The following is a 19,855-nucleotide window of genomic DNA, read 5'->3' as shown; positions in this document are numbered from 1 at the left end:
ACGGTCTAATCTGTAGCGTCCTAACGATAATTAGAAAACATGAACTTACCTGTTGCGACTGCCCTGTTTACTCCGAGCTGGCACGCCGAGCTCGAGCTGGCCTACGCCCGCTTCGGCGATTGCACGCGGCCGACCCGACGCCGGCACCTCGGCCCGTTGCGAGTGCAAAAGCATCTGTACGCCGAAGGGCCCGAGGTCTGCCAGCACATCATCGTCCACCCGCCGGGCGGGATCGCCGGCGGTGACCGGCTGGACATCAGCGCCCGCGTCGAACAAGGCGCCTGGGCACAGATCACCAGCCCCGGCGCGGCCAAGTGGTATCGCGCGGCGGGGCCCGCTTATCAGTCGCTGAACCTGCATGTCGCCGATGGCGCGACACTGGAATGGCTACCTCAGGAAACCATCGTCTACAGCGCCGCCCAGGCAGAACTCACGACCTCGATCGATCTTGAAGGCGGTGCGCGGCTTTTCTACTGGGACGTGGTGGCCCTCGGGCGCCCGGCCAGTGGCGAGCGTTTCGACCTCGGGCATTTCCAGGCACATCTGGATATTCGCCGTGATGGGCGGTTGTTGTGGCATGAGCGCCAGCGCATCGTCGGCAATGACGGCTTGCTCGATTCACCGATCGGGCTGGATGGCAATCCGGTGTTTGCGACGTTGTTGGTGACCGGTGAAGTCGATGCTGAATTGCTCGAGCGCTGCCGTTCGTTGGTCCACGACGTGCGCGGGGATCTGACGCAGTTGCCCGGTCTTTTGCTCGCGCGCTGCCTGGCCAGTGAAGCGTTGCTGGCGCGAGCGTGGCTGATCGATCTGTGGCGATTGCTCAGGCCTGAACTGCTCGGCCGCGAAGCCCTGCCCCCCCGAATCTGGAATACCTGATTTTCTTCAACTGCCGACAATGGATTTCAAACGATGGACCTGACCCCACGCGAAAAAGACAAGCTGCTGATCTTCACCGCCGGCCTCGTTGCCGAGCGGCGACTGGCCCGTGGCGTGAAGCTCAACTACCCGGAGGCCATGGCCTACATCTCGGCGGCGCTGCTCGAAGGCGCCCGTGACGGCCAGACCGTGGCCGAGCTGATGCACTACGGCACCACCCTGCTGACCCGCGATCAGGTGATGGAAGGCATCCCGGAAATGATCCCGGAGATCCAGGTCGAAGCGACGTTCCCCGACGGCACCAAACTGGTCACCGTCCACCAACCGATCGTCTGAGGCCGCGCCATGACTTACACCATCCGCGATGCACTGCACGCCGACCTGCCGGCGATCCGCGACATCTACAACGACGCCGTGCTCAACACCACGGCGATCTGGAATGAATCCGCCGTCGACCTCGGCAACCGTCAGGCGTGGTTCAGTGCGCGCCAGGCCCAGGGTTATCCGATCCTGGTGATCGTCGACGCCGACAACACCACCCTCGGCTACGCTTCGTTCGGTGACTGGCGGCCGTTCGACGGTTTCCGCCACACCGTCGAGCACTCGGTCTACGTGCGCAGCGACCAGCGCGGCAACGGCCTCGGCCCGCAACTGATGACCGCGCTGATCGAACGCGCGAAAACCTGCGACAAGCACGTCATGGTCGCCGCCATCGAAAGCGGCAACGCCGCGTCGATTCGCCTGCACGAGCGCGCCGGTTTCATCACCACCGGGCAGATGCCGCAAGTCGGCACCAAGTTCGGCCGCTGGCTCGACCTGACCTTCATGCAACTGACCCTCAATCCTGGCGCGGAGCCGCCGCCCGCCCACAAGGAGTGACACCGATGAACCCCGCCCAACTGCGACGCGTCAATGCTGAAAGTTTTGCGCACTATCGTCAGGGCCTGATCGAGCTGCTGCTGGATGCCGTGGGTTATGGCGCCAGCGTCGGTTTCATGGCTGACCTCGATGCGATTCAGGCCCGCGCTTATTTCGACGATGTGCAGGACAACCTGAACAAGGGCAACGTCTTGCTGTGGGTGGTGGTCAAGGACGAACAGGTGCAGGCCAGCGTCCAGTTGAGCCTGTGCCAGAAGGCCAACGGCCTGAACCGCGCCGAGGTGCAGAAACTGCTGGTGCGCGAACACGCCCGGCGCCGCGGCCTCGGCCAGCAGTTGATGCAAGCGCTGGAACTGACGGCCCGCCAGTACAAGCGCGGCATGCTCTACCTCGACACCGAGGCCGGCTCCCCCGCCGAAGATTTTTACAAGGCCCTGGGTTACACCCGCGCCGGGGAAATTCCCGATTACGCCTGCGACCCGAACGGCACCTATCGCCCGACGGCCCTCTATTACAAAGTCCTGCAAGGAGCGAACTGATGATTCCCGGCGAGTACAAAATCCAGCCCGGCGACATCGAACTCAACGTCGGTCGCCGCACCGTCAGCCTGAAGGTGGCGAACAGCGGCGACCGGCCGATCCAGGTCGGCTCGCACTATCACTTTTTCGAAACCAACGACGCCCTGACCTTCGACCGCGCCGCCAGCCGTGGCATGCGCCTGAACATTCCGGCGGGCACGGCGGTGCGTTTCGAGCCGGGCCAGAGCCGCGAGGTGGAACTGGTGGATTACGCCGGGCACCGGCGAGTGTTCGGGTTTGCCGGGCGGGTCATGGGTGACCTCTGAGTCCGCTTGTGCCGTTATTTCTCTGAAGGACGCTAGATGAAGATTTCCAGACAAGCCTACGCCGACATGTTCGGCCCCACCGTCGGCGACAAGGTGCGCCTGGCCGACACCGAGCTGTGGATCGAAGTCGAACAGGACTTCACCACCTACGGCGAAGAAGTGAAATTCGGCGGCGGCAAAGTGATCCGCGACGGCCAGGGCCAGAGCCAGTTGCTGGCGGCCGAAGTGGTCGACACCGTCATCACCAACGCGCTGATCATCGACCACTGGGGTATCGTCAAGGCCGACGTCGGCCTCAAGGACGGCCGCATCGCCGCCATCGGCAAGGCCGGCAACCCGGACGTGCAGCCCGGCGTGACCATCGCCATCGGCGCCAGCACCGAAGTGATCGCCGGCGAAGGCATGATCCTCACCGCCGGCGGCATCGACACCCACATTCACTTCATCTGCCCGCAGCAGATCGAAGAAGCGCTGATGAGCGGCGTCACCACCATGATCGGCGGCGGCACGGGACCTGCCACCGGCACCAACGCCACGACCTGCACTTCCGGGCCGTGGCACCTGGCGCGGATGCTTCAGGCGGCGGATGCGTTCCCCATGAACATCGGCCTCACCGGCAAGGGTAACGCCAGCCTGCCGGAGCCGTTGATCGAACAGGTCAAGGCCGGCGCCATCGGCCTCAAGTTGCACGAAGACTGGGGCACCACCCCGGCAAGCATCGACAACTGCCTGAGCGTCGCCGACCAGTACGACGTGCAAGTGGCGATCCACACCGACACCCTCAACGAATCCGGTTTCGTCGAAACCACCCTCGGCGCGTTCAAGGGCCGGACCATCCACACCTATCACACCGAAGGGGCCGGTGGCGGCCACGCGCCGGACATCATCAAGGCCTGCGGTTTCGCCAACGTGCTGCCGAGCTCGACCAACCCGACCCGGCCGTTCACCCGCAATACCATCGACGAACACCTCGACATGCTGATGGTCTGCCACCACCTCGACCCGAGCATCGCCGAGGACGTGGCGTTCGCCGAAAGCCGCATCCGCCGCGAAACCATTGCCGCCGAAGACATCCTCCACGACCTCGGCGCGTTCTCGATGATCAGTTCTGACAGCCAGGCCATGGGCCGCGTCGGCGAAGTCATCACGCGCACCTGGCAGACCGCCGACAAGATGAAAAAGCAGCGCGGCCCGCTCGCACAAGACGGCGAAGGCAACGACAACTTCCGCGCCAAACGCTACATCGCCAAGTACACGATCAACCCGGCGATCACCCACGGCATCAGCCATGAAGTGGGTTCGGTGGAAGTCGGCAAATGGGCGGATCTGGTGCTGTGGCGCCCGGCGTTTTTCGGCGTGAAACCGACGCTGATCCTCAAGGGCGGCGCCATCGCCGCCAGCCTGATGGGCGACGCCAACGCGTCGATCCCGACCCCACAACCGGTGCATTACCGCCCGATGTTCGCCAGTTATGGCGGCTCGTTGCACGCTACCAGCCTGACCTTCATCAGCCAGGCGGCGCAGGCATCCGGGCTGCCCGAAGCCTTGGGCCTGAAGAAGAAAATCGCCGTGGTCAAAGGCTGCCGCGACGTGCAGAAAACCGACCTGATCCACAACGATTATCTTCCGGTCATCGACGTCGATCCGCAGACCTATCAGGTCAAGGCCGACGGCGTATTGCTCTGGTGCGAGCCGGCCGAGACCCTGCCGATGGCCCAGCGTTATTTTCTGTTCTGAGTCAGAGCCCCGGTCGTCGAGGCTCTCGACGACCGGGGCAGCCAAAGCTTCAGCGGGTTGAGGTGTCCATCAAGTAACGTGAAGGGCCGGGCTGTTCCTCTTCGGGCCCGACCATCGCCGGCTCGCCTGTTTCCAGGCGCGACAGGGCAATCAGTTGCTGGTTGCGCTCAATGGTGCGTTCAACCTCGAGCATCTGCACCGCCTCCTGGTACGCCGTGCTGGTCACGTCCTCGTATTCATCCTCGAGTCGTTGCAGCTTTTCATCTGCGCCGCGCTTGAGCGCGTCAAGTTCAGCCGGGTATTTCTCGGTCAGGTACTGCACCCAGTAATCACGGCTGATCAGCTCTTCATAAAACTGCTCGCTCGTTTCGGCTCGCATGACCGCCGCACGGGCAGCTATCAGATCATCGCCCCTGAGCGGCCGGGCAAACCGCATGTGACTGGGTTGCCCCGGCAGTTGCAGACCGTCCTCCCAGCCCGACGTCAGACCGATTCGATACTGCAGCCGCACTTCCCCCGGATCGGCGTGACGGCCCATGCTGCGGGCCGCGAGTTTTTCCACCTGCCCCAGGCGAAACAGTTGCCGCGACAGGTCGAGCAACGCGCGCCCCTTGTCCGCAAGACCGGGCTGCAAATGGCGCAAGGCGTTGTACTCATAAACCTTGACTTCGATTTCGCTGAGCGCCAGGGTTCGCCCGTCGACGCAGGTAGTGTGCGTGCTCGCCATGGAGAACAGCGTGTCGCGAAGCTCCTGGCTGCCATCGGCCGCCTCGACGATGTCCCAGACCCGTCGGGTCAGATCGGCGCGATAAACCCGGAACTCCTCGGTGTCCGGCATCCGGGAAAGCAGATGGAAGAAGGCTTCGTTGTCGGGTTCGGCCGCCAACCGCTGCCACATTGCCCGATAGCGTGCAGCGTCCTCCTCGGGGATGTTTTCAATCCACGGTGTAACCTGCTGCTCAAGGACCGTTTCGGCAAGCGCCGGAAGGACCTCATCGGGTTCGCTTTCGATCTCCAGGTCTCCGGCATCGCTTTCAGTGGTGCTGTCCATGTCATCGATCATCCGGTCGATGTCGGCATACGTCAGGCCCAGCACGTCACGCCGTCCATGGGCATCGGCGTATTCACGCAGTTCAAGCAGACTTTGTTGCGATATCTCGTAGTTTTCCGCCAGGTTGCTTCCGGCCAACAAGCCCGCATGACTGCCGTCATACAACTCTGAGGGGATTGATGCGATTTCATTGCTGCTCAAGTCGATCGTTTGCAAGCGTGGGGCTTGCAAGACGCCTTCCGGCCAGGCAGTAAGCAGGTTATCGCGCAGATCCAGCCGCTCCAGCTGTCCGAACCCGGTGATACTGAACGAGCGCAGGCTGTTGTGGCTCAGGTCCAGCCACTGCAACTGTGTAAGGCTCTCCAGCGCCTGACCCGCAGCAGCGGAGTCCGCGAGACCGGCGAGCGACAGTTCCAGCCGCTCCAGCTGAAGCATTTGTGTCACCGGCTCGGGTACCGCCGGCAAGTAATTGCCGCTGAGGTTGAGTCGGCGCACGTGAGTGAATGCCCTGAGGAAACCGTTGGAGCCTTGCGAAGTAAGCTTGACGCCCCCGAGATTCAGGCTATTCACCGCCGCGAACGTTGCGTCCGGCTCGGGCAGGTTGCCCACCTGCAGACCGTTGAGGTCCAGCTCGCGATCCGCAATACCATTCCAGTCGACCGTACCCTCGCGCCAGCATTCCATGATGCGCTGCGCGGCAAGCTGGCGGGTGCGCGATGACACGACCCAATCCATGCCCCGGATTTCATGGGTGAACAGCCAGTCGTTCAGACGCCGCGTCAGGGACTCGAAGTCGCGGTCCCATGCGTCGATTTGCTCACCGATCTGCACCTCGGTCAGTCCCGCGCCCTGCATCCGCTCGATGGCCTGTTGCGCCCGGGCACTGTCGTACTGCGGGCGCAGACGCCGGACACGGGCGACCCAACCCGCCGGCCCCTCGACTGCCAGCGGCGGCGGTAACGGCAGCAATCGTCGGGCGATGACCGAGCCACTTTCGGTGGGCGGTGTACGGTGGCGCGGCTCTTCCAGCGCAAAACGCTGCAATGAACCGGGAACCAGGCCTCGGGTGTCTTCAATCCTCTGCCGCGCAGTGGCAAGAGCTGCTTTGGCTTGCGGGTTCAACGGGGTACCGGTCAGGCTGGTATCAAGCAGCAATGCATCACGCGCCAACAGCGCATCCGGCAGCGAGGTCAACTGGCTGTCACTGAGGTCCAGCCAGGTCAGTGCCGGCAGGTCCTCGACACCGGTCGGCCATTCGCGCAGGGCCGTCGCACTCAAGTCCAGCGCCATCAGGCGATTCATCCCGCGTACGTCGATCCTGCTCAACGGGTTGTCATGCAGATTGAGCGTTTCAAGCGCCAGCAGGTCACCGGACTCCAGCGGCAGCGCCGACAGACCGCAATGACTCAAGTCCAGGGTATCGACATTGCGAAAAGTACGAATGAACCCGCGCAGCTGATCAAACGGAGCCAGCAATCCTGCCAGCTTCAGGCTTCTGACATGGGTGAAACCTTCAGCGGACAAGGTCGGCAGGCTCTCCACCGGCGAGCCGAGAATATCCAGCACCGAGGCATCATTGGGCAGGCTCACATACAGGTTGTAGAACAGGCTTTCAGTGCGCGCGCCATAGCGCTGGAACAACCCGCTGCGCCAACTGCTTCTTAACGCCTCGGCCACCGCCGAGCGTGCTGCACCGCCATTGAGCAATGTTGGCTCGGAACCGACCCATTCCTGAAGCCGGTTCAGCTCACTGAATTGCTCACTCAAGGTTTCGATCGCGGCGAAACGACTGTCGACATCTGTCCACTGCGCCTTGAACCCCGTACTCAAGACATCGAACAGGCTGGGTTCCATGCCGACAAAACGCTTGAGTTCACCACGACAATAGTCCGCAACCATTTCATCCAGGTCGAGCAGATGCCGAGGCTGACTCCGGACAAACTCATAGATCGGCTTGAACGTCCGACGCGGAAATTTCGACCAGTCCAGTGACAGACCGGACAACAGTCGTTGATGGCCTTCATAGATTTCCGTCGGCAGGCTATTGATCGCGGTCGATCGCAGATTCAGGCGCTCCAGCCGCGGCAGATCGAGAACCCCGCGAGGCCATTGGTGCATCTGCGAACTGCTGACTAGAAGCTTGCGCAACTGCCGCATGCCGCCGACATCAAGCGTCATCGGTACCACCGGACTCACCCCGCCGGCGGTACAGCGCAGCTCCAGCTCTTCCAGCCGGGTCAGCTCCCGCAGACGCGACGCCACCTGACCGGTGATCGGCGTGGAGAGATTCAGACGGGTCATGTGTCGCAGTGTTTTCAACGTCGAAAACACTTTGTCGAACTCCGCCACGCTCGCGCTCAGGGCCAGTTTCTCGACGTTGGGAAACGCTGCAAGCGTATCGCCGACCACCGGGGCATGCAGTATCAGTTCACGAACGTGGGTGAAGTCCGCCGTCAAAGGCGGCAGAGATGCACCGCTGGTCAATGTCAGGCGAGCCGCGTGCGGGCTGTGTTCGGCCAGCGGTGCATTGCGCCAGCAGTCCTTGATGCTTCGCACCACGCTGACGAACTCGTCACGGGTGGTGCGCAAACGCAGGTCCTGCGACATCAACCATTGATCGAGTGTTGTCTCCAGCTCCCGCCACTCGCTCAACCGGTTGTTGAGCAGATGAAAAATCTGTTGATCGCTCCTGCCCGACCGCCATTGTTCAAGAATGAAGCCTCGGGCCTGGGCGTCACTCAAGCCCGGATAAACGTTCTGCACGTGAACGGTCAACGCCTGACTCGGCCCCGGCCCGTCGCCGCTGGCGGGATAGCCGAGCACTCCGGGTGCAATGCGTTGCGGCGGTTTGAACCATGGGTTGTCGGCGGTGCCTGCCCGCAGAATCCGGGCCGACTGGCTGCGTTCGGCGAGCGCCCGTTCGACGATCATGCGTTGCAGGTCGCTGCTCTGCCAGACATTCGGCAGACCCAGCCCATGACGCGCCTCATCGGGCAAGGCATGCATCAACGAAGCATAAAAATTGTCGCCCTTGTGCGGGATACTGTTGAGCGGTTCGCCACGCTCATTGGTGGCTTGGTAAGCGTCCCCGTACTTGACCAGATACTTGTGTGTGGAAGCCGTTTCGCTACCGATGGCGTCCAGCATCGGCCCGCTGACGCTGCTCTCGCGGATTTCCAGACGCACATCATTGGACCAGCCCGGCAGTCGCCCCAACGTCTGTAATGTGAGATGGCGGCTGTCGGCAGAAGCCATGGTTTCACTGCGCAACCCGGCCAGAGCCCGGGTCAGGCGACCCGTCTGGCCATACCAGCGACCGAGCTCCTGCAAATGCAACGGAACCTTCGCCGTGGTGTCCAGCCTCGCCAGTTCTTCAGCATTCGCCTGGCTCAGGATGGCGGATGCCCCTCGCTCGGTCAGACCCGGGATAATCCGTTGCAGTTTTGCCGTCCGGGGTGCCACCGGAGCAGCGCCTTTGAGCAGGCTGTCGAACAACGCGGGCTGACGGGCGCTGGCAAAATCGGCAATCTGTCCGGCGAGTTCCTGTGTCCGCGCCGCCCGAACGCGTGCCGGCTCGCCACCCAACAGACGAACCGTCTCGGCTTCATCCAGTGCCGCGAGGATTCTCGCCGGCAACGCACCGCGCAGCACCTCGGCCCGGCTGACCCGGATCGGTGCCTTGCCCCTGCGCTTTGTCCCGTAGCTGAGTGCCGTGCCCGAAAAATCCGCAGCATCGTAGACCTTCAACTGCCGCCCCCACGGCCAGCGTGGCATGTCGGGCAGCAGCGGCAGCACCTGCAGATAACGATCATCAATGGGTTGTCGGCCTGCAATCTGCTCGACGATCAGTCCGGCATCGCGCTCGGCGTTAAACAGGCGCATGGCATCCGCCAGCTCCGGGGGAGGCAAGGCATTGTCCAGGTGCATCTTGCGCAGGGCGTCATCGCTGACACCGGCCGTATCGGCAAGCGTCAGCAACTGCTCGTCGGCGAAAACATCAGTGCTGTGGCCGATGCGCCGCAAGAGTGTCAGCCGGTCCCAGTCCTGCGGGCGCTCGAGCGTATGTCGCCAGGCGCCGGCGCCGTTGTGTGTCAGCAGCGGTTGATAAGCCTGCGGATCGTTCGGGTGATCGATTCGCCATGACTTCAGCGACTCGTCATAAGTCTGCCGGTATGTCTTGCTTTCAAGCCGAATGTAGTAGCCTTGCCCGTCCGCGTACTGCCCCAGCGCATTCGGCGCTGCACCCGAGTCCGGCATGACCGGACTCTCGTAGCCACTCAGGTCAGGCTTCCACAAGCGAGTCGTGCCGTCGGGCATTTGCACCTGATGCAGGTTCTCGATGACCGGTGTCGGTCTGGCAGCGGTCAGCCGGGCGAACCCCTTGCCCGCCCCCGCCATCAAGGCAATCAATGCAAGGTTTTGCGCAACATCGATCAGGTGTGCCTTCGCAGCCTTGCGATCCCCCTCACTCCACTCGATGGCGCCTTCAAAGGTTTCTTCGAGCAGTTGCCCGGCCATCACCACCATCATCACTTCGCCCAGCACCGGCACGAACATCGAAATGCCAGTCAGCACCAACATGCCGATGTTCAGCAGCGCGGCGAACTTTTCCGAGCGCACTCTGGCGTCGACATCCGCCGTGGGCACTGCGTGACTGCGTGCATCGGCAATCAACCGGTCGCGATGCTGATCGAACTGATAACTCCACAGGTCGACGTTGTCCGACCAGATGCCGCCCCCCTTGCGCGACAGGCCAACCGGGTTCAGATACGGATCGGCGTTCGGCACCTGCTCGACGGGAGGCACAGGAGGCAATTCGCGAATTCCGGTCAGCGCCGCGTTGATCGGGCTGAGTGCCTTGAAAAACTCGTAGAGCGGCGGTTCATAGGGCGCCAGCCTTTGTGTGAGCGTGCGGTTCGGCGTGTCGTCGGTGAACTGGCCGAAGTATCGCGGTCGGTCGGCATACGCGACGAACTGACTGAAAAACCGTTGGTAGCTATTGGGTTCTGCAGGATGAGCCTGAGTCGCATCAGGTGTGGTGAACCGCTGCTTGAACATCGCTTCGATTTCCCGGCGCTTGTAGCGCTTGAGCGGGTGGAAAGGATCGCCCGGGATGTACAGGATCGAGTCGTCGCTGTAGCGGTATTTCTCGCAGATCGTGAACATCACGCAACCGGTCATGCGCCGCCCCATCAGGCCCAGATCGCGGAACCAGATCTGCCGATGCCCTTGGCGCGGCGCCAGTTCGCCATTGAGGACCGAGCGAATCGAAGCGTAGTCTTCGCGCCCGATATCGCCCTTGACCAGGGCCAGCTCGGCGGCCGCACGCAGGGCGGTCTTGTGCGCGTCGATGAATCCGTCGCGCAGCACATGTTCGGCCAGTGCTTCTTCGGGGTGCAGGAAATCCTTGAGATACGCCTGATACTTCGCCCCGATGTCCAGCGAACGGCACAGGCCGGTGAACTGTTCGACCGTGAGACGTGTACTCAACGGTTCCAGGGCTCCTGGTGTCGCGGTTTCGAGGCGAAACCCCGAGGTGCGATGAAAGGCCCCGTTTTTACATTCACGGGCTTCGAAGTTATGCAGAGCCGCCTGTAGCAAGGGCAGCTTCAGGACTTCGAAAAAATCGATTTCGAGGGCAAAAACCCCCATCTCCACCGGCTTGTTCAGTACCAGCCAGGTCTTGTTGACGTCCAGCGTCACGTTGAAACGGTCCTTGAGGGCCTGAGCCAGCAATGGCGCTGCAAAGCTGTCGATGTCCTGGAAGGTCGACATGGCCTTGTCCAGGCGCGACTGGGCGGCGAGGCTGTCGGCCGCAGCATCACCGACGGCCTTGCGTTGTTCGCGGGATGCGCGCCTGTACCAGTCCGGCGGGGCGGAGTCGGCATCCTTCAATGCCTCGCGCTGGTGTATCGATGCACCGACCAGCCACTCGGGGCTGGACTGCTGAAGCCAGTCAGCGTGCAGGCTTTGCGTCACGACCGGCCGCGGCGGCGCAACGTTATCCGGGGAAGGTAAGACGGCAGGGATTTCGGACATGGGTTCACTCCTTGAAATGGAGCGAAAGCAGACCATGGAGAACCGCCGTGGCTGAGGTACATATGTCTTGTTGCACGGCGTCTTGTCAGCGGAAATTTCAGGCCCGAGCGGCGCTTTCATTCCCGCGTAAAGGGGCTAATATTCGAACGCCCCGCCTCGAATTTCCAGGACCCCGGACATGCGTTTATCCGACTTCATCAGGCAACACGCGGATCACATCGTCGAGGAATGGGAGCAGTTCGCCCGTACGATCACGCCGGCGGCCGACACCATGGATCAGGCCGCACTGCGCGACCATGCCAAGGCCATCCTGCTGGCCGCCGCCCGCGACATGGACACTGCACAGACCGCCAGCGAGCAAATCGCCAAGGCCAAGGGCGAAGGACCGGAGAAAACCCCGAGCCTGGACGAGGCCGGCGCCAGCCATGGCGAGCTGCGACACACCGTCGGCTTCGACCTGGTGCAGATGACCTCGGAATTCCGCCACCTGCGCGCCTGTGTGATCCGTCGTTGGGTCAACAGCCTGGAATCGCCAGACATGGCGTACATTCAGGACATGATCCGTTTCAACGAAGCCATCGATGAAGCCCTCGCCGAATCGACGGCTGCCTACGCCGAGCAGGTGAACCGCTCGCGCGACATTTTCCTGGCGATCCTCGGTCACGACCTGCGCGCACCGCTGCAAGCGGTCAGCATGTCCACCGAATTGCTGATGCGCAAAACAGCGCTTGAAGGCGATGCCCTGACCTGCGCGCTGAACATCAAGCAAGGCGCGCGGCACATGGCGGCGATGGTCAGCGATCTGCTGGAGCTGGTACGCAGCCGCCTGGGCAAGAGCCTGCCGATCGAACCGGCGCCGATGGACCTGGCCGACGCCGCGCGAGCAGTCATAGCCGAAGCCTGCGCCGGCAATCCGGAATGCGATCCGACCCTGAAAACCGAGGGCGACACCCATGGTGTCTGGGATGCAGGACGAATCGATCAACTGCTGCAGAACCTGATCGGCAATGCCTTGCAGCATGGCTCTGATCCGCGCGAAGTGGTCGTGACGTTGAAGGGCGAAGCCAGGCACGTGCTGCTGACCGTGCACAACTACGGCAACCCTATCCCCGAAGAGGCCATCGGCACGATTTTCGATCCATTGGTGCGCAGTGCCGACGAAGAACTCGGCCAGCCGTCGACCAGCCTCGGTCTGGGCCTGTTCATCGTCAAGGAAGTGGTGACTGCCCACGGCGGGACGATCGAAGTCAGTTCAAGCGAAGCCTGCGGAACGCTGTTCAGCGTGACGCTGCCCAGACAGGTTTGAAGCGCTACTCGACCACCAGCCGCGCCAGACGCTGACGGAGCATGCGATTCTCGGCCCGCAGCTCCTGCACTTCTTCCAGCAGGTCCAGCGCCAGGGCGACGCCTTCCCATTCCAGGTCAAGGTCGCGCCGCAGCTTGGCGGCGCGCTTGGCCAGGGCCAGTTCGTAGTCGGTGAAGCGCCATTCCCGGGGCTGCGCGCCCTGAGGTTCGAGGATGCCGTGTTCGACGATTTCGATCACGTAGACGTCCGACAGGTCGGCCGCCTCACAGAATTCTGCCATGTCCAGTTGAACGATCAGGGGGCTGCTCATGATGGGCTACTCCGTCGTCAGTATCAGAAGTTCTCGCGCGGATTGAAGGCGGCCTTCTTCGCCAGTTCCTGCCACAGCGCCTTGACGTCATCGCCGTTGGCTTTCGGCATCACGGCCTTGAGCTGCACAAACAGGTAACCGCGTTCGCCGGCCTTGTTCTGCAAGCCGTGGCCCTTGGCGCGCATGCGCTGGCCGTTCTGGCTGCCGGCCGGCACCTTGAGGTTGATCTTGCCGGTGAGGGTCGGCACGGCCACTTCGGCGCCCAGCGCCAGCTCCCACGGTGCCAGCGGCAAGGTGATGATCAGGTTTTCGCCTTCGACGTCGAATTTCGGGTGCGGCGCGAAACGGATGGTCAGGTACAGATCGCCATTGGCGCCGCCACCGATGCCCGGTGCGCCCTGGCCCTTGAGGCGAATGCGCTCGCCGTCGGTCACGCCCGCCGGGATCTTCACGTTCAGGCTCTTGCTGGTGTTGCTGACGTGCTGGCCCGAGCCGTTGTATTGCGGCACCTGGAAGCTGATCTTTTTCGATTCGTTCGAAAGCGTCTCTTCCAGAAAGATCGGCAGTTCCAGTTCCACGTCTTGCCCTCGCCGTCCGGCGCTGCGGGATTGCCGGCCGCCGCCACCGAAACCGGGGCCGCGATTGCCGAAGATCGAACTGAAGAAGTCCGAGAAGTCACCGGTGTCGCCACCGCCACCGCCAAAACCGCCACGGCTCTGCCAGCCCGGTGGGCCCTGAAACGGCTGACCGTGCTGGCCGTAGCGGCGCAGGTCGTCGTATTCGGCGCGTTTGTCGGCGCTTTTCAGCGCTTCATAGGCTTCCGAGGCGTCCTTGAACTTGGCCTCGGCGTCTTTTTCCTTGCTGACATCGGGGTGGTATTTGCGCGCCAGCTTGCGATAGGCAGCCTTGATTGCCTTGTCGTCAGCCGTCGGCTCCACGCCGAGTATCTTGTAATAGTCTTTGAAGTCCATCGAAGGAATCACCATCCGTTATCGATTTCGCGCCGATGCCAGCATGCGCCGATTCGCGCGTGCCGGGTTGACCGATCTCAAGGTTGTGACCGGGTGGCGCAGCAGAAGTTTATCGGCAGTGGACGGCGGTTCTTGCGACCGCCGGTATGTCTGCCGGCCCATGCCAGCAAGTTTGGGGCAAAGCGGCGAGTTTCAAGCAAGCCTGGTCGTGAAATAGCAGATGACCGGCCTTCGAATCTGTCGCGCACTGACATACACTGCGCGGCCGTTTTTTTGACCGGAACCGAAAGACCATGAAAGACGCCTCTCCAGCCCGTGCCTGCGGCATCGACTTCGGCACGTCCAACTCCACTGTCGGCTGGCTGCGCCCCGGCGTGGAAACGATGATCGCGCTGGAAGACGACAAGATCACCCTGCCGTCGGTGGTCTTTTTCAATATCGAGGAACGCCGCCCGGTTTACGGTCGCCTGGCGCTGCACGAATACCTGGAAGGCTACGAAGGCCGGCTGATGCGCTCGCTCAAGAGCCTGCTCGGTTCCAAGCTGATCAAGCACGACACCAGCGTCCTCGGCACCGCGATGCCGTTCAAGGATTTGCTCGGGCTGTTCATCGGCCAGCTCAAGAGCCGCGCGGAAACTGCCGCCGGTCGTGAGTTCGAGCAAGTGGTGCTGGGCCGTCCGGTGTTCTTCGTCGACGACGATCCGCTGGCCGACCAGGAAGCCGAAGACACCCTGGTGGAAGTGGCGCGCAAGCTCGGCTTCAAGGACGTGTCGTTCCAGTACGAGCCGATTGCCGCAGCCTTCGACTACGAGTCGACCATCGAAAAGGAAGAACTGGTACTGATCGTCGACATCGGCGGTGGTACGTCGGACTTCTCGCTGGTGCGCCTGTCGCCCGAGCGTCGCGGTGTGGATAACCGTCACGACGACATCCTCGCCACCGGCGGCGTGCACATCGGCGGGACCGACTTCGACAAACAGTTGAGCCTGCAAGGCCTGATGCCACTGTTCGGCTATGGCAGCCGCATGAAAAGCGGCGCATTCATGCCGACCAGTCACCACATGAACCTGGCGACCTGGCACACCATCAACTCGGTGTACTCGCAGAAATCGACCCTGGCCCTGGGCAGCATGCGCTACGACATCGAGGACACCGGCGGCATCGACCGTCTGTTCAAGCTGATCGAACAGCGCGCCGGGCACTGGCTGGCGATGGAAGTGGAAGAAACCAAGATCCAGCTGACCCACAACGACAGCCGTCATGTGCCGCTGGATCGCATCGAGTCAGGCCTGAGCGTGGAACTGACCCGGGCGTTGTTCGAGTCGGCCATCGAGTCGCAGCTCGAGCGCGTGCGCGGCAGCGTCACGCAATTGCTGGCCGACGCCAATGTGGCGGTGGGTCAGGTCGACACGGTGTTCTTCACCGGTGGTTCGAGCGGTATTCCGGCGTTGCGCAACAGCGTCTCGGCGATGCTGCCGAACGCGCGGCATGTGGAAGGGAATATCTTTGGCAGTATCGGTAGCGGTCTGGCGATTGAAGCCATGAAGCGTTACGGCTCGGTGAACTGATCCAAAATTGGCGGTGCGCCCTTCGCGAGCAAGCCCGCTCCCACAGATTCAGTGTGATCCTGTGGGAGCGGGCTTGCTCGCGAAAGGGCCGGTTCAGGCGCTACGAAGCCTGGATCAAACCATCCCGCCCAGCTTCAACTCACTCTTCAGGTACGCGTAATAGATCGGCCCCGCCACCACCCCCGGCAGGCCGAACGCGGCCTCGAACACCAGCATGGCCAGCAGCAACTCCCAGGACTTGGCACTGATCTGCCCGCCGACGATGCGCGCGTTGAGAAAGTATTCCAGCTTGTGGATAAAGATCAGGTACCCCAGCGCCGCAATCGCCACCCAGATCGACAGCGACAGGCCGACGATGGTGATCAGCGTGTTCGACATCAGATTGCCGATCACCGGCAGCAGACCGAGCAGGAAGGTCAGCACGATCAGGGTCTTGGTCAGCGGCAGCTTGATTCCGAACAGCGGCAGGATCACCGCCAGGAAGATCCCGGTGAAGAAGGTGTTGAGCAGGGAAATCTTGATCTGCGCGAAAACGATGTTGCGAAACGCCTGAACCAGCAGGTGCAGACGGTCGAACAGCGCGGCGGCCAGCGGTTTGCGTTTGGTGACGTCCGGCACGCGCTGCAAGGCGATGATAGCGCCCAGCACCATGCCGATCAGCAGCGTCACGAACATGTGCGCCGCGTCCTTGCCCACCAGTTGCAGGTCGGACAGGTGTTTGCTCATCCAGTCGCCGATGGCCACCCGGAATTCGGCAGCGCTGGCCGGCAGGTAGGCGTCGATGAACGGCGGCAACTGCCCGCGCGCACGGTCGACCACGCCCATGAATTTGTCGAGGGAAGCGCCGGGGTTTTCCGCCTCATGCAGCAGGAAACTGATGGCACCGGCGAAGATCAGCGTCAGCACACTCACCACCAGCGTGCCCAGCAGCGCCACCGCCAGCCAGCGCGCGCGCCGGCCTTCGATCAGCCGTTGCAGTTGCGGGGTGAGCATGTTGACCAGTTCGAACACCAGCAAGCCGGCCAGCAGGCTGGGCAGCAAACGCAATGGCAACACCAGTAACAGACCGCCGAAAATGATGATGCAACTGACCCAGAACACTACATGACGCTCAGAAAACGTTGGCATACAGCCTCAAAACGAACGGCGTAAAAGGATTGGCAGTCTGCCAGCGATCCGGCGCCGAAGCGAGCGGATGCCCTGCCGCTCGCTGCGATCTGTTGATCTTATTTCTTCTTCAGACAATCACTCATGAACGTCTTGCGCGCATCACCCGTCAGCGCCTTGGTGGCCGCATCGGCGTTGCAGGTTTTCATTTTCTGTTGCTGCGGGGTCAGCGCCTTGGCGTCGTTGGCCGCCGGGGCTGCCTTGAGGCAGGTGCTCATGAAGGCTTTGCGCTCGTCGCCCTTGAGGCTCTTGGCCGTGGCGTCGGCGTTGCAGGTGGTCATCTTGTTCTGTTGCGCCGTGGCGGCGAAACCCTGGGAGCACAGCAGCAGACCGATCATCAACAAAGGGACACGCAGCATCTTCATGGAGTTTTCTCCTTGGCGCCGCCTCGATGGAGGCGGCCTCCGGCTGAGTGTAGTCAAAGCTTGTTACACCTTCCTGCCTTCAAGGTGGCTGCGCCGGTATTGTTCCGGGGTACATCCGGCCTGCCGGGCGAACATGGCGATGAAGGCCGAGCCGCTGCTGTAACCAAGGTCGAAAGCGATTTCCTGCACGCTGCGCGCCGACTCCAGCGCCTCGATCGCCGCGAGATAACGCAGCCGCTGGCGCCACTCGCCGAAACTCATCCCCAGCTCCCGCACAAACTGCCGGGCCAGGGTGCGTTCGCTGACATGCACCTGCGCCGCCCAGTGCGCCAGCGGCTCATTGTTGCCGGGCTCGGCCTGCAGGGTTTCGAGGATGGTCAGCAGACCGGGACTGCTGGCGTAGGGCAAATAGCATTGGTGAACCGGCGCCTGGCGCAGTTGATCCACCAGCACCTGGGCCAGACGCTGGTCGGCTTCAAACGCCGGGATCTTCACATCACGGGCGGCGAAGTCCTTGAGGATCGCCTTGAGAATGTCGCTGATCGCCAGAGTGCAGGCCTGCGCCGGCAAATCGGAACAGACATCCGGCGCCAGACACACCGCCCGATAATTGACCGGTTGATGGCTGTAGAAACTGTGCTCGACCTGCGGCGGCACCCACACCGCGTATTGCGGCGGCGACATGAAACGGCTGCCATCGACATCCATATGCAGCACGCCGTGGGCCGCGTATTCCAGCGTGCCCCACGGATGGCGGTGCGGCGCGGCGTATTCATGGGCGTTGAAGTCGGCGTAGCGGAAATACACCGCTGACGGCAGTTCGCTGAAATCCAGCAAATCGATGTGTTTACTGTTCATGCTGTCCGGAATCAGGGGCGGGTTGTCCGGTTCGCAGTATAGGCCTGCATCCAGACAGGGGATAATCACCGTTCATCAACGTACTGGTTTCTCCTCCCATGCAATACGCGTTTCCCCTGCTGGCGATTTTCATCTGGGCTGGCAACACCGTGATCAACAAGCTTGCCGTTGGGGCGATCTTTCCCGCCGAGATCGGCTTCTACCGCTGGCTGCTCGCCGGCCTGCTGTTCACGCCGTTCATGCTCAAAAAGGTGATCGCGCACTGGCCACAGATCCGCCCGAACCTGGGCAAGATTTTCATCCTCGGCGTGCTCGGCATGGCGGTCTATCAGAGCCTGGCCTACTTCGCCGCGACAATGACCAGCGCCACCAACATGGGCATCATTTTGTCGTTGATGCCCCTGATGTCGCTGGCCATGGCGATCATCAGCCTCGGCCAGCGCCTGACCGCCGGTGCGCTGGTCGGTGCGGTGCTGTCGTTCGCCGGGGTGCTGGTGGTGGTGTCGTCCGGCAGCCTCGGCGCGTTGCTGCAACACGGGGTGAACCTGGGTGACGCGATGATGCTGATCGCCACCCTCGCCTATGCGATCTACAGCACCTTGCTGAAAAAATGGCAACTGCGCCTGCCGCCGCTGGTGTTGCTGTATTTGCAGGTGCTGGTGGCGGTGGTGGTGCTGTTTCCGCTGTACGCCATGTCGCCGAAAACCGGCCTGACCCTGCAGAACATTCCGCTGGTGCTGTACGCGTGCCTGCTGGCCTCGATGCTCGCGCCGCTGGCCTGGATGCAGGCCGTACAGCGCCTTGGCCCGAGCCGGACCACGCTGTTCTTCAACCTGCTGCCGTTGATCACCGCGCTGATTGCCGCGGTGGTGTTGAAGGAACAACTGGCGATGTATCACCTGGTCGGTGGCTTGCTGACACTGGGTGGGGTGATTCTTTCCGAGCGCTGGACCACCGTCCTCGGTCGCTCCCGCACCCCGAGCGCCGCCTAGACCCCGGCGCCTTTCAACCGCGCCGCATGCTCGACGAACAGCCGCACCGGGTCCGCGCCTTTGCCGACCAGTCCCAGCGACTGGTTGACGATGTCGAAGTGATCCATCGGGTAGTCATCGCCGATGACCGTGCCCAGGTGCGAGCTGTAGCGTCCGACCATGCCGTCGCACTGCCCCGGCTCGCGCACGAAGGTTTTGGCGAACAACCGACAACTGCGATTGGTGCCGTCGAACAGGTTGCCGCCGCGATCGGTCTTGCCCGGCTGCAAGGTGCCGGACCACGAGTAATAACGCACCCCGTTGACCTCTTCCGGCCCGTGCCCGCCCCAGGTTTGCGGCAGGCCCTGTGGATAACGCTGGTTGAACAGCGCCACGCCTTCGGTGGTCAGGGAGTTGTGCGAGGCGTGGATATCCACCGGCAGTTTCGGCCCGTGGTAGCCGGTTTCCAGCAGCGCCATCAGCCAGCCGACAAAACGCAACAACGCCTCGAGGATTCGGCCCTTGGCGCTGTCTGCCGGATAGTGTTTTGCCAGATAATCAGCCAGTTCCGAACCGTGATTGGGCCCGGCCACCGACGTGACTGAAGCCACCAGATCCGGACGCTTGGCCGCCGCATAACGCGCCGTCAGCGAACCCTGGCTATGGCCGAACAGATTGACCTTGGCCGCGCCGGTCTCACGCAGGATTTCATCGATGCGCGTCAGCAACTGCTCGCCGCGCACTTCGGTGGAATTGAGCGGCGACACCTGCACCGCAATCACCGTCGCACCACCCCGGCGCAATGCGGCGATGATCCCGTACCAGTACGGGTACAGCACCAGACGGATGAAACCGAGCATTCCCGGCACCAGCACCAGTGGATAACGTGTGGCCGAATCTTGCGACATGG

At 62.5% G+C, this 19,855-nt stretch carries 16 protein-coding genes; 9 read left to right on the top strand and 7 right to left on the bottom strand.

Annotated features, from left to right (window positions below):
- The first annotated feature begins 39 nt into the window (after window positions 1-39).
- From KJY40_RS04000 to ureC, 6 genes are read left to right on the top strand one after another with little or no spacing between them, the layout of a single operon-like run.
- Window positions 40-879, top strand: coding sequence for an urease accessory protein UreD (locus KJY40_RS04000; RefSeq protein WP_230735123.1), 840 nt, complete (start codon window positions 40-42; stop codon window positions 877-879).
- 33 nt (window positions 880-912) lie between these two features.
- Window positions 913-1,215, top strand: coding sequence for an urease subunit gamma (ureA, locus tag KJY40_RS03995; protein ID WP_039766748.1), 303 nt, complete (start codon window positions 913-915; stop codon window positions 1,213-1,215).
- A gap of 9 nt (window positions 1,216-1,224) precedes the next feature.
- A complete protein-coding gene (locus tag KJY40_RS03990) occupies window positions 1,225-1,758 on the top strand; it encodes a GNAT family N-acetyltransferase (RefSeq protein ID WP_007950603.1) in 534 nt (177 codons plus the stop codon).
- Window positions 1,759-1,763: 5 nt separating this feature from the next.
- Window positions 1,764-2,297, top strand: coding sequence for a GNAT family N-acetyltransferase (locus tag KJY40_RS03985; protein WP_230735121.1), 534 nt, complete (start codon window positions 1,764-1,766; stop codon window positions 2,295-2,297).
- Complete coding sequence (locus KJY40_RS03980) at window positions 2,297-2,602, top strand: urease subunit beta (RefSeq protein WP_007950605.1); 306 nt, start codon at window positions 2,297-2,299, stop codon at window positions 2,600-2,602. The genes KJY40_RS03985 and KJY40_RS03980 overlap by 1 nt, the downstream gene beginning before the upstream one ends.
- A gap of 36 nt (window positions 2,603-2,638) precedes the next feature.
- Window positions 2,639-4,339, top strand: a complete 1,701-nt coding sequence (ureC, locus tag KJY40_RS03975) for an urease subunit alpha (protein ID WP_230735119.1) — start codon at window positions 2,639-2,641, stop codon at window positions 4,337-4,339.
- Between the two features lie 49 nt (window positions 4,340-4,388).
- Here the strand turns inward: ureC and KJY40_RS03970 are convergent, their stop codons facing one another.
- Window positions 4,389-11,429, bottom strand: a complete 7,041-nt coding sequence (locus KJY40_RS03970) for an NEL-type E3 ubiquitin ligase domain-containing protein (protein ID WP_230735117.1) — start codon at window positions 11,427-11,429, stop codon at window positions 4,389-4,391.
- A gap of 178 nt (window positions 11,430-11,607) precedes the next feature.
- On the opposite strand from KJY40_RS03970, the gene KJY40_RS03965 reads away from it, so the two are divergent.
- Entirely contained in the window at window positions 11,608-12,735 is a 1,128-nt protein-coding gene (locus KJY40_RS03965) for a sensor histidine kinase (protein WP_230735115.1), read from the top strand.
- Between the two features lie 4 nt (window positions 12,736-12,739).
- On the opposite strand, the gene KJY40_RS03960 is transcribed toward KJY40_RS03965, so the two are convergent.
- Window positions 12,740-13,045: a chaperone modulator CbpM gene (locus tag KJY40_RS03960; RefSeq protein ID WP_007950609.1), complete on the bottom strand. Its 306-nt coding sequence runs from the start codon at window positions 13,043-13,045 to the stop codon at window positions 12,740-12,742.
- A gap of 23 nt (window positions 13,046-13,068) precedes the next feature.
- Window positions 13,069-14,016 (bottom strand): DnaJ C-terminal domain-containing protein, encoded by a 948-nt coding sequence (locus tag KJY40_RS03955; protein ID WP_230735113.1) that lies wholly within the window; start codon window positions 14,014-14,016, stop codon window positions 13,069-13,071.
- Between the two features lie 293 nt (window positions 14,017-14,309).
- Here KJY40_RS03955 and KJY40_RS03950 point away from each other — a divergent pair, with 293 nt between their 5' ends.
- Window positions 14,310-15,584, top strand: coding sequence for an Hsp70 family protein (locus KJY40_RS03950; RefSeq protein WP_207984882.1), 1,275 nt, complete (start codon window positions 14,310-14,312; stop codon window positions 15,582-15,584).
- A gap of 114 nt (window positions 15,585-15,698) precedes the next feature.
- Here the strand turns inward: KJY40_RS03950 and KJY40_RS03945 are convergent, their stop codons facing one another.
- The 3 genes from KJY40_RS03945 to KJY40_RS03935 form a co-directional block, all read right to left on the bottom strand.
- A complete protein-coding gene (locus KJY40_RS03945; RefSeq protein ID WP_230735112.1) occupies window positions 15,699-16,712 on the bottom strand; it encodes an AI-2E family transporter in 1,014 nt (337 codons plus the stop codon).
- 98 nt (window positions 16,713-16,810) lie between these two features.
- Window positions 16,811-17,116: a PsiF family protein gene (locus tag KJY40_RS03940; protein WP_011332224.1), complete on the bottom strand. Its 306-nt coding sequence runs from the start codon at window positions 17,114-17,116 to the stop codon at window positions 16,811-16,813.
- A 63-nt stretch (window positions 17,117-17,179) separates the two neighbouring features.
- Complete coding sequence (locus KJY40_RS03935) at window positions 17,180-17,974, bottom strand: AraC family transcriptional regulator (protein WP_045121624.1); 795 nt, start codon at window positions 17,972-17,974, stop codon at window positions 17,180-17,182.
- 98 nt (window positions 17,975-18,072) lie between these two features.
- Here KJY40_RS03935 and KJY40_RS03930 point away from each other — a divergent pair, with 98 nt between their 5' ends.
- Window positions 18,073-18,966, top strand: coding sequence for a DMT family transporter (locus KJY40_RS03930; RefSeq protein WP_085711190.1), 894 nt, complete (start codon window positions 18,073-18,075; stop codon window positions 18,964-18,966).
- On the opposite strand, the gene KJY40_RS03925 is transcribed toward KJY40_RS03930, so the two are convergent.
- Window positions 18,963-19,853: an esterase/lipase family protein gene (locus KJY40_RS03925; protein WP_230735111.1), complete on the bottom strand. Its 891-nt coding sequence runs from the start codon at window positions 19,851-19,853 to the stop codon at window positions 18,963-18,965. The two genes, KJY40_RS03930 and KJY40_RS03925, sit on opposite strands and share 4 nt — an antisense overlap.
- Window positions 19,854-19,855: the final 2 nt, after the last annotated feature.

This window comes from Pseudomonas fitomaticsae (assembly GCF_021018765.1).
In the GTDB taxonomy this organism is placed as follows: Bacteria; Pseudomonadota; Gammaproteobacteria; order Pseudomonadales; family Pseudomonadaceae; genus Aquipseudomonas; species Aquipseudomonas fitomaticsae.
Note: the sequence above shows the minus strand (reverse complement) of the source record. Positions and strands in the feature narration are given on the sequence as shown.

What these genes read in the sequence shown, in the direction of transcription:
- KJY40_RS03980 (WP_007950605.1), top strand. Translation starts at nt 2,297, where the DNA reads ATGATTCCCGGCGAGTACAAAATCCAGCCCGGCGACATCGAACTCAAC.
- KJY40_RS03990 (WP_007950603.1), top strand. Translation starts at nt 1,225, where the DNA reads ATGACTTACACCATCCGCGATGCACTGCACGCCGACCTGCCGGCGATC.
- KJY40_RS03970 (WP_230735117.1), bottom strand. Translation starts at nt 11,429, where the DNA reads ATGTCCGAAATCCCTGCCGTCTTACCTTCCCCGGATAACGTTGCGCCG.
- KJY40_RS03935 (WP_045121624.1), bottom strand. Translation starts at nt 17,974, where the DNA reads ATGAACAGTAAACACATCGATTTGCTGGATTTCAGCGAACTGCCGTCA.
- KJY40_RS03930 (WP_085711190.1), top strand. Translation starts at nt 18,073, where the DNA reads ATGCAATACGCGTTTCCCCTGCTGGCGATTTTCATCTGGGCTGGCAAC.
- KJY40_RS03955 (WP_230735113.1), bottom strand. Translation starts at nt 14,016, where the DNA reads ATGGACTTCAAAGACTATTACAAGATACTCGGCGTGGAGCCGACGGCT.
- KJY40_RS03945 (WP_230735112.1), bottom strand. Translation starts at nt 16,712, where the DNA reads ATGCCAACGTTTTCTGAGCGTCATGTAGTGTTCTGGGTCAGTTGCATC.
- KJY40_RS03960 (WP_007950609.1), bottom strand. Translation starts at nt 13,045, where the DNA reads ATGAGCAGCCCCCTGATCGTTCAACTGGACATGGCAGAATTCTGTGAG.
- ureC (WP_230735119.1), top strand. Translation starts at nt 2,639, where the DNA reads ATGAAGATTTCCAGACAAGCCTACGCCGACATGTTCGGCCCCACCGTC.
- KJY40_RS04000 (WP_230735123.1), top strand. Translation starts at nt 40, where the DNA reads ATGAACTTACCTGTTGCGACTGCCCTGTTTACTCCGAGCTGGCACGCC.
- KJY40_RS03950 (WP_207984882.1), top strand. Translation starts at nt 14,310, where the DNA reads ATGAAAGACGCCTCTCCAGCCCGTGCCTGCGGCATCGACTTCGGCACG.
- KJY40_RS03965 (WP_230735115.1), top strand. Translation starts at nt 11,608, where the DNA reads ATGCGTTTATCCGACTTCATCAGGCAACACGCGGATCACATCGTCGAG.
- KJY40_RS03985 (WP_230735121.1), top strand. Translation starts at nt 1,764, where the DNA reads ATGAACCCCGCCCAACTGCGACGCGTCAATGCTGAAAGTTTTGCGCAC.
- KJY40_RS03940 (WP_011332224.1), bottom strand. Translation starts at nt 17,116, where the DNA reads ATGAAGATGCTGCGTGTCCCTTTGTTGATGATCGGTCTGCTGCTGTGC.
- KJY40_RS03925 (WP_230735111.1), bottom strand. Translation starts at nt 19,853, where the DNA reads ATGTCGCAAGATTCGGCCACACGTTATCCACTGGTGCTGGTGCCGGGA.
- ureA (WP_039766748.1), top strand. Translation starts at nt 913, where the DNA reads ATGGACCTGACCCCACGCGAAAAAGACAAGCTGCTGATCTTCACCGCC.